Origin of the sequence: Nonomuraea sp. NPDC049486 (assembly GCF_040676925.1) — a bacterium.
GTDB lineage: Bacteria > Actinomycetota > Actinomycetes > Streptosporangiales > Streptosporangiaceae > Nonomuraea > Nonomuraea ferruginea.
Map to the genome: position 1 here is coordinate 882,913 of NZ_JBFAPV010000001.1, position 16,258 is coordinate 899,170.

Genomic DNA, 16,258 nt, shown 5'->3' on the forward strand with positions numbered 1-16,258 from the left:
CACGGTGTTGGAGCAGGAGTGACTGGCGCATATCACAGCGGGCTGGACCGGCTTCTCGACGGCCACAGGCTCTCGCCGGTGCAGAGGAGGATCGCTCACTACCTGTCGGAGCACCTGGAGGAGGCCATCTTCCTGTCGAGCGTGGAGCTGGCCGACCGGGCGGGGGTGAGCCAGCCGTCCGTGACCAGGTTCGCCATGGTGCTCGGCTTCGCCGGATACCCGGAGCTGCGGCAGGCGCTGCGTCCCCTGGTGCTGGGCGGGCCGCCGGAGGGCCAGCAGGAGAGCCTGATCAAAGGAGCCATCGACCGCGAGATCAGGAACCTGACCGCGGTCCGCGACCGGCTGCCGTCGCTGCCGCTGAAGGAGCTGGGCGCGTCCCTGGCCGCCGCCGAGCCGCTCCCCGTGCTGGGGCTGCGGGTGTCGGCCGGGCTCGCGACCACGTTCGCGTACTACACCCGCCGCATCCACCCCGACGTGCGGCTGCTCACGCACGGCGGGTCGGAGCTCATCGACGGCCTGCACTCCGCCCGCCGCGCCGGCGCGGAGTGGCTGGTCGCCGTGGTGCTCCCGCGCTATCCGGTCGAGGTGATGAACGCGCTGGAGTACGCGGGCAAGCTCGGCTACAGGGTGGCCGCGATCTGCGACCGGCCCGGCTTCCCCGCCGAGGTGGTGCTCGACGCGCCGGTGGGCGACCGGCTGGTGTTCGACTCCCACGCGGCGCCCCTGGCCCTGGCCATGGCCCTGGTGGAGGCCATGGCCGACGCGGCGCCGCTGCGCACCCAGGCGCGGCTGGAGGAGTACGAGCGGATGACGGACGAGACCGGCACGTTCCTCGGCGAACTTCCTTAGCGGGCGGTCAGGAAGTCGTGGTGGGGCTCGTGCGGCACGCCCGCGGGTGTCGACCGCCGGAGCCAGGAAGACGGCGGAGACGACGAAGACGAGCACGACGAGCATGGCGGTGCGCAACCCCCAATGATCGCCGAGGAAGCCGAGGCCGGGCGGGCCGACCAGGAAGGCGATGTAGCCGAGGGTGGCCACCAGGCTGACGCGGCGCTGGCGCGCATGACCACGGTGCGGCCGAAGCGGCGCCGCCGCCCATGCCCACGCCGAACGCGAACAGGCCCGCCATGACCACCGGTACGGACGACAGAAACAGACCGACGCCGATGACGGCCAGGCTTGTGACGATCACCGTCCCGACGCCCATGACGGGCCTGGTGCCGAAGCGCGAGACGAGCCGCCCGGAACACAGGATCCCGATCATGGAGCCGAGCGACAGGCCGAACAGGATCACGCCCATCTGGGCGGTGGACGCCCCGGGTCGTTGATCGGCTGTAGGCGGCGGTTCCTACCCGGTGATCTTCCTTAGGGACCGCACGGACCAGGTCACGGTGAGCGCCGCCAGGCCCAGCATGATGGCGAACGCGAGCGGAATCGACACGTCGGTCAGGTTGCCCGCGAACAGCGCCCGCCCGGCCTCGACCGGGTGGTAGAAGGGCGTGAACCAGGCGACCCGCTCCAGCCAGTCGGGCCCGAGCGCCATCGGCAGCAGCGCACCCGACAGCAGCATCAGCGGCAGCGCGAAGAACTGCATGATCTGCCCCATCGCGTTCTCGTCGCCGAGGCTGAGCGCCAGCCCGTACGCCACGCCCGAGGAGAACAGCCCCGTGACGGCCAGCAGGAGCAGCGTGAGCACCAGCCCGGCCGGGCCGATCCGCAGCCCCATGAGCAGCGCGATGAGGATGACCATGAACGACTGCACCACCAGCACGGCCACATCCCGCAGCATGCGGCCGAGCACGATCGAGGGCCGCCAGGTCGGGGTGACCGCGATGCGTTCCAGCACGCCGCTGCGCATCTCGTAGATGGTCCCGTACGCGACGCCCATGGTGCCGAACAGGGCGGTGATGACGAGCATGCCGGGCGCGAACATGGTCAGCGCCTGACCGAGGTCGCCGCCGTACGCCATGCCGGCGAAGAGCGGCGCGAACAGCAGCAGGTACATGACCGGCTGCATGATGCCGAACAGCGGCCAGATCGGGTTGCGGAAGGTGTTGCGCAGCTCGTGGCCCAGGAAGAGGCCGGTGTCCCTGATCATGCTTCGGCTCCCGTGTCACGAAGGGATCGGCCCGTCTTGGCCAGGAAGACGTCGTCGAGCGTGGCCCTGTCGAGCGAGATGGACGTGAGGGCGAGCCGCTGCTCCTGCAGCTCGCTCAGCAGCTTGGGCAGCGTGTGCTCGCCGTCGTCGACGTAGACGCGCAGCACCTGGTCGTCCACCCTGGCCTCCCTGGCGAGCGGGCCGAGCACGGCGGCGGCCCGCTCCGGCTCGTCGAGGCGGAGCGTCACCACGTCGCCGGAGACCTCGCGCTTGAGCTCGGCGGGGGTGCCCTCGGCGACGACCACGCCGTGGTCGACGATCGCCAGGCGGTCGCAGAGCGCGTCGGCCTCCTCCAGGTAGTGGGTGCTGAGCAGCACGCTGGTGCCCTGCTCGCGCAGCTCCCTGATGCGGTCCCACAGGTTGGCCCGGTTCTGCGGGTCGAGGCCGGTGGTCGGCTCGTCGAGGAACAGCAGCGGGGGCGTGTGGACCAGCCCTAGCGCGATGGACACCCGGCGCTTCTGCCCGCCGGACAGGGTGCGGCCCGGCCGGTCGGCGATGTCGGCCAGGTCGAACCTCTTCAGCACCCGGTCGGTCGCCGCCGCGGCGTCCGCGACCCCGTACAGCCTGGCCGCGAACATCACCTGCCTGCGCGGCGAGTTCTGCTCCTCGACCCCGCCGGTCTGGCTGACGTAGCCGAGGGCGCGGCGGATCGCGGCGGGCTCCTTCAGCAGGTCGTGGCCGGCGATCGCGGCGGTGCCCGCGTCGGGCCTGATGAGGGTTGCGAGCATCCGGATCGTGGTCGTCTTGCCCGCGCCGTTGGGGCCGAGCACGCCGTAGATCTGGCCGGTCTCGACCTCCAGGTCGACGCCGCGTACGGCCTCGACGGTCCGCGCGCCCTTGCGGCCGCGCGAGGTGAAGGTCTTCTTCAACCCTTTCGCGTCAATGATCATGCTTCTCCTAAGGAAGCTCGTCGCTCTCGACCTTGTCCAGCGCCTGCCGGCACCAGTCGAGCTGCGCCCGCAGCATGGCCGTGTTGAGCCTGAGCGTCTCGTCGATGTGGCGGGGGGCGCCGAAGCGCTGTTTGGTGCCGTACGACCGGTCGGCGCCGGCGATCGTCAGCTCCAGGAGCTCGCTCCGGCTGCGGAGCGCGCTCATCAGGGTCTCCTTGTCGAGATGGTTCATGAACGTGAGCGCCACCTGGAACGGGTCGACGATCGGCATCAGCTCGTGCCAGACCGTCAGGAGCAGGCGGTGGAACTCGAACCGGCCGTCGTCGGTCATGGCGTAGACGGTGGCGCCGCCCTTGCCGGACTCGACGACCTCCAGCAGCCCTTCGTCGGCCATCTTGCCGAGCCCGTGGTAGATGGAGCCGAACTTCACGCTGGCCCAGCTGTCGGCGCCCCAGGTCTCCAGGTGGCGGCGGACCTGGTAGCCGTTGCGCGGGCCGTCGAGGAGGGTGCCGAGGATCAGAATGCGAGTTGTGGACACGGCTCAAGTTTGTACTCAAATTTGAATGACTGTCAACCGTGAAAAGCTGCTGTCCATGAGTGAACGACCCAGGGCCCTGATCACGGGCGCCTCCCGCGGCGTGGGCGCGGCCGTCGCGCGCGCTCTCGCCCCGACCCACGACGTCCTGCTCGGCGGGCGCGACACCGAGGCGCTGGACGAGGTCGCGGCCGGGTTGCCCGGCGCACGGGCGTGGCCGGTGGAGCTGACCCAGGTCACCGAGGCGGACGTGGCGGACGTCGACCGGCTCGACGTGCTCGTGCACAGCGCGGGCGTCACCCGGCTGGGCCGGATCGGCGAGCTGCCCGCCTCGGTGTGGCGCGACACCATGGAGCTCAACCTGTTCGCGGTGGCCGAGCTGACCCGGCTGCTGCTGCCCGCGCTGCGACGGGCCGGCGGCCACGTGGTGTGCGTCAACTCCGGGGCCGGCCAGCGGGCCAACCCGGGCTGGGGGGCGTACGCGGCCAGCAAGTTCGCGCTGCGGGCGTTCGCCGACGCGCTCCGGCAGGAGGAGCCGGAGCTGCGGGTGACCACGGTCTACCCGGGCCGGATCGACACCGACATGCAGCGGAGCGTGCGCGAGCAGGAGGGCGGCGACTACCAGCCCGACCGTTACCTCGCCGCGGACACCGTGGCCCGTGCGGTGCTGGCGGCGGTCACCGCCGGGCCGGACGCGCACCTCACCGAGCTGACCATCCGGCCGAGCGGGGGCCCGGTCACCTGACCCCCCTCCAGGCCCTTCCCGCGCTATCCACGGAGAACGGTGACCTGGCGACCGGACGGCGTGGTCGCCTGCGTGAAACTCCCCCGCTCCTTCCACGCCGGGGCTTCCGGGCGCCTGTCGAAGATCACGAGCACGCCGGTGGTGAGGCTGAGCCGGTCGAGGTACCCGTCGAGCTGTACGAGACCGTCGGGCAGCGGGTCGTCCTTGCCGGCCCGCCAGACCTTCAGCTCCATGGCCTCGCGCTGCACCAGGCGTTCGCCGTCCGGGCCGGTGTAGGGCCAGCGGACGAGCACGTCCAGGCGCTTGGTGCCCGCGGCGTACTCCCGGTCGAGCTGGCCGCCGCCGTTGACCAGCCGGTGCAGGAAGGCCATGAGGATGATCTGGCAGGCGGCCTCGTGGTAGCCCTCCTGCCGGATGAGCACCTCGCCGTGCTCGCGCCAGAACACGACGAACTCCCGCAGCAGCCGCTGCAGGTCGAACCGGCCGTCCGGCAGCACGAAGCTACGCGGATCGGCCTTCACGAACCGCTCCGTACGGTCGCCCAGGACCCGTAGCAGAACCTCCCGATAGATCGGGTTGGCGATCTCCAGATCTTGGGTCCCCCGGATGAGGCCCAGATCGTGAACGTAGGAGACGTCGTCGTCGAAAGAGGTGTCCGTGCCGGGCCACGTTCCCGCCACGATCGGTTCGATCACCCGTTCCACCCGCGGTTCGTACAGCCGCGCGACGAGGGCGTCCAGATGGGTGGCACGCGCCCTTATCAACCGTTCCTTGGCGTCTTCCACGTGCCCGGCGGTGACGGTGCCGGTCACCCCCATCTCGAAGGTGATCTCGTGGGCCACGGCGTTGACCAGCCACGGCTGTCCTTGCGTCAGCTCGAATACCCGGTCCACCGCGTCCTTGGTGAACTCCTGTCCGGTCGCCTCGGTGTGCTGGTCGTACAGCTCGCCGATCTGGCCGGCGGTGAAGTCGCCCAGGCGCAGCGACTTGGTGACGATGTTGAACGGGCTGGTGGGATTGCACCGGCCCGGGTCTGCGCCCACGGCGGTCTTGTAGTCACGCACGTCGCGCAGCCCGCACAGGATCACAGAAGAGGGGAACGGGTGCCCGTCCGGGCGGGCGTTGTGACCGTCCCTGAGCTGGCAGAGGAAGCTGACCAGGCTGTTGCCCTGCAGCGCGTCGATCTCGTCGAAGAACAGCACCACCCGGCGCGGACTGCGGCGGCACCACTCGCTCAGGCCCGTACCGAATAGGGTGCCCGGCGTGGCCTCCGGCCAAGGGTCCGGCGGGAGCAGTTTCTTCGGCCAGCCCGACCGCTCGGCGGCCTCACGGATGGATTGCAGCAGGATCGACTCTCCCCAGCCGACGTCGTCACCGGCCACCTTGGCGCGCTCGCAGGAGAACGCCAGGGCCGCGATGTCGCCTTCGGCCGTCAACTCGGACGCCAGGGTGCGCAGACCCGTCGTCTTGCCGGTCTGCCGGGGCGCGTGGACCACGAAGTAGCGGTCCATGTCGATCAGCGCCCGCGCCTGGGGGAGCCGCGGAGTCGGCGGCACCATGTAGTGGAGCCGGGGATCACACGGACCTGCGGTGTTGAAGGTTTTCGCTCTGAGTGGGCGCATGGCCACATACTGTCATCACTCCTGCGCTGCGTCCGGAGAAGGTTCAAGTGCGACGGTCCGCCCGTTCAGCGCGATCGCCGAGGAAACGCGCCGTAGGCGAGCGAGGATGACGGATCGTGGTCGGCTTGCCGTGGTTCGTCGCCGCTGGCCGGGAGCCGACGACGGCTTCGCCGTTCTGATTCGTCTGATCCGGCTGGACGAACAGCCCGGGGTGGCGAGGCTGAATGGATCCATTCACTAGAGTGTGTTCATGCTCGACGCACTCGCGCACGTGGGGCGCGACCCCGCCACCGGCGGCTATGTCCGGGACGCCTGGTCCGACGCGGATCTCGAACTGCGCGGCTGGTTCGCCGGCGAGTCGGCGCGCAGGGGGCTGGATCTGAACGAGGACCGCAACGGCAACCTGTGGGCCTGGTGGGGCGACCCGTCCGGGGAGCCGGGCGTGGTCGCCGGGAGCCACCTCGACTCCGTCCGCCAGGGCGGGGCGTACGACGGGCCGCTGGGTGTGGTGTCCGCCTTCGCCGCCCTCGACCTGCTGCGCGAACGGGGGTTCCGGCCGGGGCGGCCCGTCGGGGTCGCGTGTTTCACCGACGAGGAGGGCGCCAGGTTCGGTGTGCCGTGCGTGGGGTCGCGGCTGCTCACCGGGGTGCTGGCGCCGGAGCAGGCGCTCGGGCTGACCGACGACCGTGGCGACACCCTGGCCGACGTGCTCACCAGGGCGGGACGCGACCCGCGCGGGCTCGGGCCCGACCCGGAGACGCTGGCCACCGTGGGGGCGTTCGTCGAGCTCCACGTCGAGCAGGGCAGGGCGCTGGCGGCGCTGGACCGGCCCGTCGGGGCGGGGCTCTCGATCTGGCCGCACGGGCGGTGGCGGTTCGACCTCCGCGGGCGGGCCGACCACGCGGGCACCACGCGGCTGACGGACCGCGACGACCCGATGCTCCTGCTGGCCCGCCTGGTGCTGTCCGCCCGCTCGGCCGCCGCCCGTCACGAGGCGCTGGCCACCGTCGGCAAGGTCCTGGTCACCCCCAACAACGCCAACGCCATCCCGGGCCACGTCGCCGCCTGGCTCGACGCCCGCGGGCCCACCGAGGCAAGCGTCCGCGCCCTCGTCCGAGACCTGTACGACCAGCTCACCGACGACACCCCACCCGGCACCACCTCCGGGGAAAGAAGCGAGGGCCCCTCGGGAGGGATTCCCGGAGAGGGAGAGATCCGTCCCGGACGGGGCGTGAACCCCTCCGGAGGCGGGGGTTTTCCCGGGGAGAGCGCGAGTTCTCGCGCGAACATGACTTTCCCCGAAGGGGGAGGGGTCCCTTCGGGAGGTGGCGCTGACCCCTCGGGAAGCGGGGGTTTTCGCGGGGGTAGCGCGAGTTCTCGCGCGAGCGCGAGTTTCCCTGGAGGGGGCGAAGTCTCGGCCGGAGGGGGCGCGAACCTCTCTGGAGGGGGTGAGGGGTCTCCCGGGCGGGGTGGGAGTTTTTCCGGTGGGCGTGTGGTGGAGGTGCGGGAGGAGTCGTGGACGCCGCTTGTGGAGTTCGAGCGGGGGTTGCGGGAGCGGGTCGCGAGGGCGGCGGGGGAGGTGCCGGTGCTGGCGACCGGGGCCGGGCATGATGCCGGGATCCTCGCCGCCGCGGGGGTGCCCGCCGCGATGCTGTTCGTACGGAACCCCACCGGCGTGTCCCACTCGCCGGAAGAGCATGCCGAGGAGGCAGACTGCCGGGCGGGTGTGATCGCGCTCGCCGACGTGCTGGAGGAGTTGTGCCGCTGAATCACCGGTGGTTCCCGGATGGTCCGGCTGATGACGTGGCGGAGGAGCTGTGTCGCTGATCTACTGGTGTGAGCAGGCGTGGCTGCCCGAAGGCGTGGTCGACGGCGTGCTGGTGGAGGTCGAGGGGGCGAGGATCGCCGGTGTCACCAGGGGCGAGCCCGGCGGGGCACGGCGCCTGGCGGGGCTGACGATTCCCGGGCTGGCCAACGCGCACTCCCACGCCTTCCACCGGGCGTTGCGCGCCGCCACGCAGAAGGGCCGGGGCGACTTCTGGACCTGGCGTGACCGTATGTACGAGGTCGCCGACCGGCTCGATCCCGATGCCTACCTGAGGCTGGCGCGGGCGGTGTACGCCGAGATGGCGCTGGCCGGGGTCACCTGCGTGGGCGAGTTCCACTACCTGCACCATGGCCCCGGCGGGACCCCGTACGAGGACCGCAACGCGATGGGGCACGCGCTGATCACGGCGGCCCGCGAGGCGGGGCTGCGCATCGCGCTGATCGACGCCTGCTACGTGTCCGGCGGTCCCGGCGTCGCGCTGGCGGGCACGCAGCTGCGGTTCGGCGACGGCGACGCCGGCGGGTGGGCGGCGCGGGCGGAGGAGCTGGCCGCCGCGTACGGGGGAGCGCCGGGCGTGCGGATCGGCGCGGCGATCCACTCGGTGCGCGCCGTGCCGCCCGAGCAGATGCCGGTGGTGGTGGAGTTCTCCCACCGGCACGCCGCGCCGCTGCACGCGCACGTCTCCGAGCAGCGGGCCGAGAACGCCGCGTGCGAGGCGGCGTACGCGGCCTCGCCCGCGCGGGTGCTGCACGAGCACGGGGCGCTGGGCCCGCGCTCGACGGCCGTGCACGCCACCCATCTGTCGGAGGCGGACATCGAGCTGCTCGGCAGCTCGCGCACCCATCTGTGCATGTGCCCGACGACCGAGCGGGAGCTGGCCGACGGGATCGGGCCGGCGCGCGAGGTGTTCGACCGCGGGTCGCCGATGACGCTCGGCTCCGACAGCCACGCGGTGATCGACCTGTTCGAGGAGGCGCGCGCCGTCGAGCTGAACGCGCGGCTCGCCACCGAGCGGCGCGGCCACTGGTCCGCCGCCGAGCTGCTGGGCGCCGCCACCGCCGCGGGCCACACCTCGCTCGGCTTCCCGGACGCGGGGCTGCTGGTGCCGGGCGCCTGGGCCGACCTGGTGACGGTACGGATGGACACGGTACGGACGGCGGGCGCGTCCGGGCTGGAGGCGGTGGCGTTCGCGGCGACGGCGGCCGACGTGCGCACGGTGATCTCGGGCGGCCGCCGGATCGTGGACGAGGGCAGGCACGTGCTCGGCGACGCGGGCGCGCTGCTGGCCGAGGCGATGGAGGAGTTGCGGTGACCACGACGCTGATCGACGGGATCGGGCTGCTCTACACGGGCGACCCGGAGCGTGAGGAGATCGAGGGCGCCGCCCTGGTGATCGAGGACGGCCTGGTCGCCTGGACGGGCGAGGCCGGGCAGGCCCCCGACGCCGACGCGCGGGTGGACGTCGCGGGCCGGGGCGTCGTGCCCGGGTTCGTCGACAGCCACGCGCACCTGGTGTTCGCGGGCGACCGGACGGCCGAGTTCCAGGCCCGGATGTCCGGCGAGAGGTACACCGGCGGCGGCATCCGCACCACGGTCGCCGCCACCCGCGCCGCGAGCGACGCCGAGCTGGCCGTCCGCGCCGCCGCGCTGGTGGCCGAGATGAACGCGCAGGGCACCACCACCGTGGAGATCAAGAGCGGCTACGGGCTGACCGTCGAGGACGAGCGCCGCTCGCTGGAGATCGCCACGACGCTCACCGACGAGACCACGTTCCTGGGCGCGCACGTGGTGCCCGCCGGCGCCGATCCCGACGCGTACGTGCGGCTCGTCACCGGCGACATGCTCCGGGCGTGCGCACCGTACGCGAGATGGGTGGACGTGTTCTGCGAGCGCGGCGCGTTCGACGGAGACCAGACCAGGGAGATCCTCACCGCCGGCATGAAGGCGGGGCTGCGCGCCAGGGTGCACGCCGGCCAGCTCGGCGAGGGCCCTGGGGTGCGGATCGCGTGCGAGCTGGGCGCCGCGTCGGCCGACCACTGCACCCACCTGACCAGCGCCGACGTGGACGCGCTCGCCTCGTCGGGCACGGTCGCGACGCTGCTGCCCGGGGCCGAGTTCTCCACCCGCTCCCCGTACCCCGACGCCAGGAGGCTGATCGACGCGGGGGTGAGCGTCGCGCTGGCCACCGACTGCAACCCGGGCTCCTCGTACACCTCGTCGATGCCGTTCTGTGTGGCGCTCGCCGTGCGGGAGATGCGGATGACGCCGCTGGAGGCGATCAGGGCGGCCACCGCGGGCGGGGCGCGCGCACTCGCCAGGACGGACGTAGGCTTGCTGCGGCCGGACAGCCGCGCCGACCTCGTCGTCCTCGACGCTCCCTCCTACGTCCACCTCGCCTACCGGCCCGGCGTTCCCCTCGTTCACCAGGTGTTCCGCGGCGGTCTCCTTCTTGAGTAGGACATCCAGAACCCTCCCGTGGTCGTAGTTCTTTTGGGAATCTTTGCTTCCGTTCGGACGTTGGCCGGGTATAGAACGCAGCTGCGGAACGAGGTGCCTGGGGATGGCAAGGCCTACGGGGAGTCGCGCGCAGGAGCAGCACGTCGCGGACCGAGATCTACTGGGGACCTACCTGGCTGAGATCGGCAGGGTCCCGCTGCTCACCGCGGAGGAAGAGGTGGAGCTCGCCAAACGGATCGAGGCGGGTCTTTTCGCCGAACAGCTGCTCGACAGTGGGGGGTCGGAGCCGCGGATCGGTGACACGGCGGACGAGGAGCTGGAGCGCCTGGCGGTCTCGGGCCAGCGGGCGAAGGACGAGTTCATCCAGGCCAACCTGCGCCTGGTGGTGGCCGTGGCCCGCAAGTACTCGGGGCGCGGGATGCCCCTCATCGACCTGGTCCAGGAGGGCAACCTCGGGCTGGTGCGGGCGGTCGAGAAGTTCGACTACAAGCGTGGATACAAGTTCTCCACCTACGCCACGTGGTGGATCAGGCAGTCGGTGGGGCGGGCCATCCACGAGCAGGCCAGGCCCGTGCGGCTGCCCACGCACGCGGGGGAGCAGATGACCCGGCTGATGCGGGTGCGCCGCGACATGCTGGCGGAGTTCGACGCCGAGCCGACCGACGAGGACCTCGCGCAGATTCTGGAGCTGCCCGTCGAGCGCGTACGGGAGCTGCGCCGTTGGGCGTCCGACCCGGTGTCGCTGCAGCTGGGCGTGGGCGACGAGGACGAGACCGAGCTGGGCGACATGATCGCCGACGAGACCTGGGCCGACCCCGAGCAGCAGGCGATCGACATCCTGGAGCGTGAGCGGCTCGACGAGTGGCTGACCGGGCTGGAGGGCGACACGCGCGACATGTTGCGCTGGCGTTACGGGCTGGTCGACGGGCGCGAGCACACGCTCACCGAGGTGGGCGAGCGTTACGGCATCGGGCGTGACCGCGCCCGACGGATCGAGCGCGACGCGCTGGCGCGGCTGCGCCGCATGGCCGACGCCGCCGCCTGACAAGGCTTCCACGAGGCCGGTTCCCCGACGGGGGCCGGCCTCGCCGCTTGTCCGGCCGCAGGAGGACCGTAGGCTCAGGGTCATGATCGTGAAGACAATCCGTCGTTATCCGGTGAAGTCGCTGCTGGGTGAGGACGTTTCCGGCGTACGGGTGACCGAGCGAGGGCTGGACGGCGACCGGGTCAGGGCCGTGCTCGACGTCGCGACGGGAAAGATCGCCAGCGCCAAGAACCCGCGGCTCTGGCGCGGCCTGCTGGCCCTGCACGGCAGCGCGGTCCCCGGGGACGAGGAGCTGTCGGAGCTGCTGGGCCGGGAGGTCCGCGTGGTGGACGTGCCGCCGGCCGGCGCGGAGCTGGAACGGTCGGTGCCTGAGGAGGTGCTGGGCAAGGGCGTCGAGGCCGACGTGGCGTTCACGGTCAGCCAGGTGGGCGGGATCGCCCCGCCGGGCACGTTCTTCGACTTCGCGCCCGTCCACCTGATGACCACGTCGACGCTGGCCGCGATCGGCGAGCTCAGCCCGCGAGGGACGGTGGAGGCCGTGCGCTACCGGCCCAACCTGGTGATCGGGACGGACGAGCCCGGGTTCGTGGAGAACGGCTGGGTGGGCCGCGAGCTGGAGATCGGCGACGAGCTGGTCCTCCAGATCGTCATCCCCACCCCGCGCTGCGCGGTGCCGACGCTGGCGCACGGCGAGTCGCCGCGCGATCCCGACGCGCTGCGCACGGTGGCCCGGCACAACCGCGTCGACATCCCCGGCCTGGGATCCGAGCCGTGCGCGGGCGTGTACGCGCGGGTGCTGCGCCCCGGCGCCATCGTGACCGGCGACCCGGTACGGCTGCGCCCGGCGGGCTGAGCGCGACACGCCGGGAAGCGACCGGAAAGTTCCCGAATACCGGTCGTGAGGTGACCGAAACTCTCCCGAAACACCCGTGTGGCGAGATTCACGAACGTGAAACACACCAGGTCGAGCCCCGAAACGGGGGCCGAACACGCTGGGGCGATCACGTCACACCAAAGGAGGGTCGCGTCGTGCAGATCGATACCGGCACCACGGCCTGGATGCTCACCGCCACCGCGCTCGTGCTCTTGATGACCCCCGGTCTCGCGCTGTTCTACGGCGGGATGACCAGGGCCAAGAGCGTCCTGAACATGATGATGATGTCGTTCGCCGCGATCATCGTCGTCACCGTACTCTGGCTGTTCTACGGTCACTCCCTCGCCTTCACCGAGAACCCCGTCTCGGCGATCAACAACTTCGTCGGCGGGTTCGACGCGCTCGGTCTGCAGAGCCTCGTCGACACGGCCACGGCTGACGACGGCTCCGGCATGCCGAGCCTCGTCTTCTCGGCCTTCCAGCTGACGTTCGCCATCATCACCGTCGCGCTGATCAGCGGCGCGATCGCGGACCGGGCGAAGTTCGGCGCCTGGGTGCTGTTCGCGGCGGTCTGGGCGACGATCGTCTACTTCCCGGTCGCCCACTGGGTCTGGGGCGGCGGCTGGCTCAACTCGATGGGCATCGAGGACTTCGCCGGCGGCACCGTCGTGCACATCAACGCCGGCGCCGCGGCTCTCGCCCTGGCACTGGTCATCGGCAAGCGGCAGGGCTGGCGCAAGGAGCCGATGCGGCCGCACAACCTCACGCTCGTGCTGCTCGGCGCGGCCATGCTGTGGTTCGGCTGGTTCGGCTTCAACGCCGGCTCCGAGCTCATCGTGGACGGCATCGCCGGTCTGGCCTTCATGAACACCCAGCTCGCCACCGCCATCGCGGCCGGCGCCTGGATCGTGGTGGAGAAGCTCCGCGACGGCCACGCGACCAGCCTCGGCGTCGCCTCCGGCGCGGTCAGCGGCCTGGTCGCCATCACCCCGGCCTGTGGATTCGTCGACCCCTGGGCTGCCGCGCTCATCGGCCTCGTCGCCGGCGCCGTCTGTGCCTTCGCGGTCGGCCTGAAGTACAAGCTCAACTACGACGACTCGCTCGACGTGGTCGGCGTGCACCTGGTCGGCGGCGTGATCGGCGCGGTCGCGCTGGGCTTCGTGGCCGCCTACCCGGCCACCGACGCGCAGGGCCTGGGCCTGTTCTACGGCGGCGGGCTCGGTCAGCTGGGCCTGCAGGTGCTCGGCCCGGTCGCGGTCGGTCTCTACTCGTTCGTGGTCACCTGGGTCATCGGCACGGTCATCCACAAGACGATGGGCTTCCGGATCCCGGTCGAGGACGAGGTCACCGGCATCGACGTCACCACCCACGCCGAGACCGGTTACGACCTCGGCACCGTGCACGCCTCGGGCGTGACCTCCCCCAACGGCCCCGTCACCCCGGCTCCCAAGAAGGTGGAAGCATGAGGCTCATCACAGCCGTCATCAAGCCGTTCAAGCTCGATGACGTGAAGGCCGCCCTGGAGCAGTTCGGCATCAAGGGCATGACCGTCAGCGAGGCGAGCGGCTACGGCCGCCAGCGCGGCCACACCGAGGTCTACCGCGGCGCCGAGTACCAGGTGGACCTGGTGCCCAAGGTCCGCGTGGAGGTCCTGACCGAGGAGGACGACGCCGAGGACGTCATCGACGTCATCGTCAAGGCGGCGCAGACCGGCAAGATCGGCGACGGCAAGGTGTGGTCGGTCCCCGTCGACACCGTGATCCGGGTGCGGACGGGCGAGCGCGGGCCGGAGGCCCTCTGACGACGGCGCCTGGGTGGAGCAGGGGGAACAGTGAGGGATGAGGCGCGCTCGTACGCCGCGGCCCGCAAGGAGCGGACCGCCGACACCGATCGCTGGCTCAAGGATCTCTTCCGCACGGCGAGCGACGGAGAGCACGTCTCCCTGGTCGCGGTCGGCAGCCTCGGGCGGGGCGAACTCGCCCCGGGCAGCGACCTGGACCTCGTCCTGCTCCACAACGGCCGATCGGACGTCGGCCGGATAGCCGACCGCATCTGGTACCCCGTCTGGGACTCCGCCATCGGCCTCGACCACTCCGTCCGGACCGTGGACGAGGCCGTGGCGGTGGCCCGCGAGGATCTCAAGGCCGTGCTGGGCCTCATCCAGGCCCGGCACGTGGCGGGTGACCCGGACCTGACGAGGAGGGCCAGGGAGGCGGTGCTCGCCGAGTGGCGGGCCGACTCCCGGCGCAGGCTGGGCGAGCTGCGCGACGCGGCCGACCAGCGGGCCCAGACCAGCGGAGAGCTGGCCTTCCTCCTCGAACCGGACCTCAAGGACGGCCGCGGCGGGCTCCGCGACGTCCAGGCGATGCAGGCCGTGGCAGCGGCCTGGGTGGCCTCCGCGCCCGGACCCCGGGCGCGTGAGGCCCACGAGTTCGTCCTCGACGTCAGGCACGCCCTCCACGTCGTCACCGCGCGCGGCACCGACAGGCTCGTGCTGCAGGAGCAGGACGCGGTCGCCGGACTCCTCGGCCTGCTCGACGCCGAGGCGGTCATGCGCAGGCTCGCCGAGGCGGGCCGGACGATCTCCCACGCGTTCGACGCGACCTGGCGCACGGTTGACAGGCTGCTGTCAGGGCCGGCCCCCCGTGGCCGCCGCCCGCTCGCCGACGGGGTGGTCGAGCACGGCGGCGAGGTGGTGCTCGCCAGGGGCGTCTCGCCCCGCAAGGACCCGGTGCTGGTGCTGCGCGCCGCCGCCGCGGCGGCCGAGTCCGGCCTGCCGCTGGCTCCCGCCTCCGTGTCCGTTCTCGCAGCTCAATCGGCGCCGATGCCGGTGCCGTGGCCGGAGGAGGCACGGGACGCGCTGGTGTCGATCCTCGGCGCGGGACGCGCGGCCGTGCCCGTGTGGGAGGAGCTGGACCAGGCGGGGATCATTGTCAAACTCCTCCCTGACTGGGAGCGGGTGCGGCACCGTCCGCAGCGCAACCCGATCCACCGCTTCACCGTCGACCGCCACCTGATCGAGGCGGCCGCGAACGCCGCCGGTCACACCCGTGAGGTCTCGCGCCCCGACCTGCTGCTGATCTCGGCGCTGCTGCACGACATCGGCAAGGGCTGGCCCGGCGACCACTCCTCGACCGGCGAGGTCGTGGTGCGCGACATCGGCGTCCGCATCGGCCTGCCGCCCCGGGACGTCGACGTCCTGGCCACGGTGGTCCGCCACCATCTGCTGCTGCCCGAGACCGCCACCCGGCGCGACCTGGACGATCCCGTCACGATCGAGAAGGTCGCCGCCACCGTGGGCTCCCGCGAGGTGCTGGAACTGCTGGCGGCGCTGGCCGTCGCCGACGGCAACGCCACCGGCCCGGCCGCGTGGAACGCCTGGAAGGCCGGCCTCGTCGCCGACCTCGTACGCAGGGTGCGCTCGGTGCTGTCCGGCTCGCCGCCGCCCAAGGCGCCCTCGCTCTCGCCCGAGCAGGCCGCGCTGGCCCGCCACGGCGGCGGTGCGGTGCGGGTCAACGGCGGCGCGGTGACGGTGGTCGCGCCCGACCGGGCCGGCCTGCTGTGGAGCGCCGCCGGGGTGCTGGCCGCGCACCGGCTCGTGGTGCGCTCCGCCTCGGCCGCCTCCGCCGGCGCCACCGCCGTGATCGAGTTCTCCGTCATCCCCGAGTACGGCTCGCCGCCGGATCCTGCGACCCTGGAAGCCGATCTCCGCCTGGTGCTTGCCGGGCGTCTTGACATCGAGCAAAGACTGGCCCGCCGTACGCGGTCGATGAGGCCGGCCCGGGTGCCGGTCGCGCCGCCCAAGGTGACGCTGGTGGACGACGCCTCCGCCACCGCCACCGTGGTCGAGGTCAGGGCACATGACAAGCCCGGACTTCTGTGGCGTATCGGCCGCGCCTTCGGCGACTGTGGTCTTGACGTGAGAGCCGCTCGCGTAGAGACTCTCGGCGCGGAGGCGGTGGACGTGTTCTACGTGGTCGACCGTGCTGGACGCCCCCTCAGCGACAGCACTCAACGCAACCAGGTCCGCGACGCCGTGCTTGCCGCACTGCGATAACCGACAGCACACGACACGCGGTCACATTTGTAACGATTGTGTCCGGT

The 16,258-nt window shown here is 71.8% G+C and carries 15 protein-coding genes; 10 read left to right on the plus strand and 5 right to left on the minus strand.

The window, feature by feature from the left end; all coding sequences use genetic code 11:
- The first annotated feature begins 18 nt into the window (after window positions 1-18).
- Window positions 19-849 carry a MurR/RpiR family transcriptional regulator gene (locus tag AB0K05_RS04155; RefSeq protein WP_364226484.1) on the plus strand — a complete coding sequence of 277 codons (831 nt, stop codon included), beginning with the start codon at window positions 19-21 and terminating at the stop codon, window positions 847-849.
- Between the two features lie 7 nt (window positions 850-856).
- Here the strand turns inward: AB0K05_RS04155 and AB0K05_RS04160 are convergent, their stop codons facing one another.
- From AB0K05_RS04160 to AB0K05_RS04175, 4 genes are read right to left on the minus strand one after another with little or no spacing between them, the layout of a single operon-like run.
- On the minus strand, window positions 857-1,300 hold the full coding sequence (locus tag AB0K05_RS04160; RefSeq protein ID WP_364226487.1) for a hypothetical protein: 444 nt from the start codon (window positions 1,298-1,300) through the stop codon (window positions 857-859).
- Window positions 1,301-1,348: 48 nt separating this feature from the next.
- Window positions 1,349-2,098: an ABC transporter permease gene (locus AB0K05_RS04165; RefSeq protein WP_148033832.1), complete on the minus strand. Its 750-nt coding sequence runs from the start codon at window positions 2,096-2,098 to the stop codon at window positions 1,349-1,351.
- Window positions 2,095-3,048, minus strand: a complete 954-nt coding sequence (locus AB0K05_RS04170; protein ID WP_364226490.1) for an ATP-binding cassette domain-containing protein — start codon at window positions 3,046-3,048, stop codon at window positions 2,095-2,097. Before AB0K05_RS04170 ends, AB0K05_RS04165 begins: the two co-directional genes overlap by 4 nt.
- A 7-nt stretch (window positions 3,049-3,055) precedes the next feature.
- Complete coding sequence (locus AB0K05_RS04175; RefSeq protein ID WP_148033831.1) at window positions 3,056-3,586, minus strand: PadR family transcriptional regulator; 531 nt, start codon at window positions 3,584-3,586, stop codon at window positions 3,056-3,058.
- 55 nt (window positions 3,587-3,641) lie between these two features.
- Between AB0K05_RS04175 and AB0K05_RS04180 the strand changes: the two genes are divergently transcribed.
- Window positions 3,642-4,328, plus strand: coding sequence for an SDR family oxidoreductase (locus tag AB0K05_RS04180; protein ID WP_364226493.1), 687 nt, complete (start codon window positions 3,642-3,644; stop codon window positions 4,326-4,328).
- Between the two features lie 23 nt (window positions 4,329-4,351).
- On the opposite strand, the gene AB0K05_RS04185 is transcribed toward AB0K05_RS04180, so the two are convergent.
- Window positions 4,352-5,950, minus strand: a complete 1,599-nt coding sequence (locus AB0K05_RS04185) for a hypothetical protein (RefSeq protein WP_364226496.1) — start codon at window positions 5,948-5,950, stop codon at window positions 4,352-4,354.
- Window positions 5,951-6,200: 250 nt separating this feature from the next.
- Between AB0K05_RS04185 and AB0K05_RS04190 the strand changes: the two genes are divergently transcribed.
- The 8 genes from AB0K05_RS04190 (at window position 6,201) to AB0K05_RS04225 (ending at window position 16,211) form a co-directional block, all read left to right on the plus strand.
- On the plus strand, window positions 6,201-7,718 hold the full coding sequence (locus tag AB0K05_RS04190) for an allantoate amidohydrolase (RefSeq protein WP_364226499.1): 1,518 nt from the start codon (window positions 6,201-6,203) through the stop codon (window positions 7,716-7,718).
- A gap of 49 nt (window positions 7,719-7,767) precedes the next feature.
- Window positions 7,768-9,090 carry a formimidoylglutamate deiminase gene (locus tag AB0K05_RS04195; RefSeq protein ID WP_271275881.1) on the plus strand — a complete coding sequence of 441 codons (1,323 nt, stop codon included), beginning with the start codon at window positions 7,768-7,770 and terminating at the stop codon, window positions 9,088-9,090.
- Window positions 9,087-10,235 carry an imidazolonepropionase gene (gene hutI / locus AB0K05_RS04200; RefSeq protein WP_271275880.1) on the plus strand — a complete coding sequence of 383 codons (1,149 nt, stop codon included), beginning with the start codon at window positions 9,087-9,089 and terminating at the stop codon, window positions 10,233-10,235. The genes AB0K05_RS04195 and hutI overlap by 4 nt, the downstream gene beginning before the upstream one ends.
- Window positions 10,236-10,338: 103 nt before the next feature.
- On the plus strand, window positions 10,339-11,280 hold the full coding sequence (locus AB0K05_RS04205) for a sigma-70 family RNA polymerase sigma factor (protein WP_148033826.1): 942 nt from the start codon (window positions 10,339-10,341) through the stop codon (window positions 11,278-11,280).
- A gap of 82 nt (window positions 11,281-11,362) precedes the next feature.
- A complete protein-coding gene (locus tag AB0K05_RS04210) occupies window positions 11,363-12,133 on the plus strand; it encodes an MOSC domain-containing protein (RefSeq protein ID WP_364226504.1) in 771 nt (256 codons plus the stop codon).
- Between the two features lie 176 nt (window positions 12,134-12,309).
- The gene (locus AB0K05_RS04215; RefSeq protein WP_148033824.1) at window positions 12,310-13,620 is read left to right on the plus strand and encodes an ammonium transporter; all 1,311 of its coding nucleotides are present in this window, start codon (window positions 12,310-12,312) and stop codon (window positions 13,618-13,620) included.
- Complete coding sequence (locus tag AB0K05_RS04220) at window positions 13,617-13,955, plus strand: P-II family nitrogen regulator (protein WP_148033823.1); 339 nt, start codon at window positions 13,617-13,619, stop codon at window positions 13,953-13,955. The genes AB0K05_RS04215 and AB0K05_RS04220 overlap by 4 nt, the downstream gene beginning before the upstream one ends.
- A 30-nt stretch (window positions 13,956-13,985) precedes the next feature.
- The gene (locus AB0K05_RS04225) at window positions 13,986-16,211 is read left to right on the plus strand and encodes a [protein-PII] uridylyltransferase (protein WP_271275878.1); all 2,226 of its coding nucleotides are present in this window, start codon (window positions 13,986-13,988) and stop codon (window positions 16,209-16,211) included.
- The last annotated feature ends 47 nt before the right edge of the window (window positions 16,212-16,258 follow it).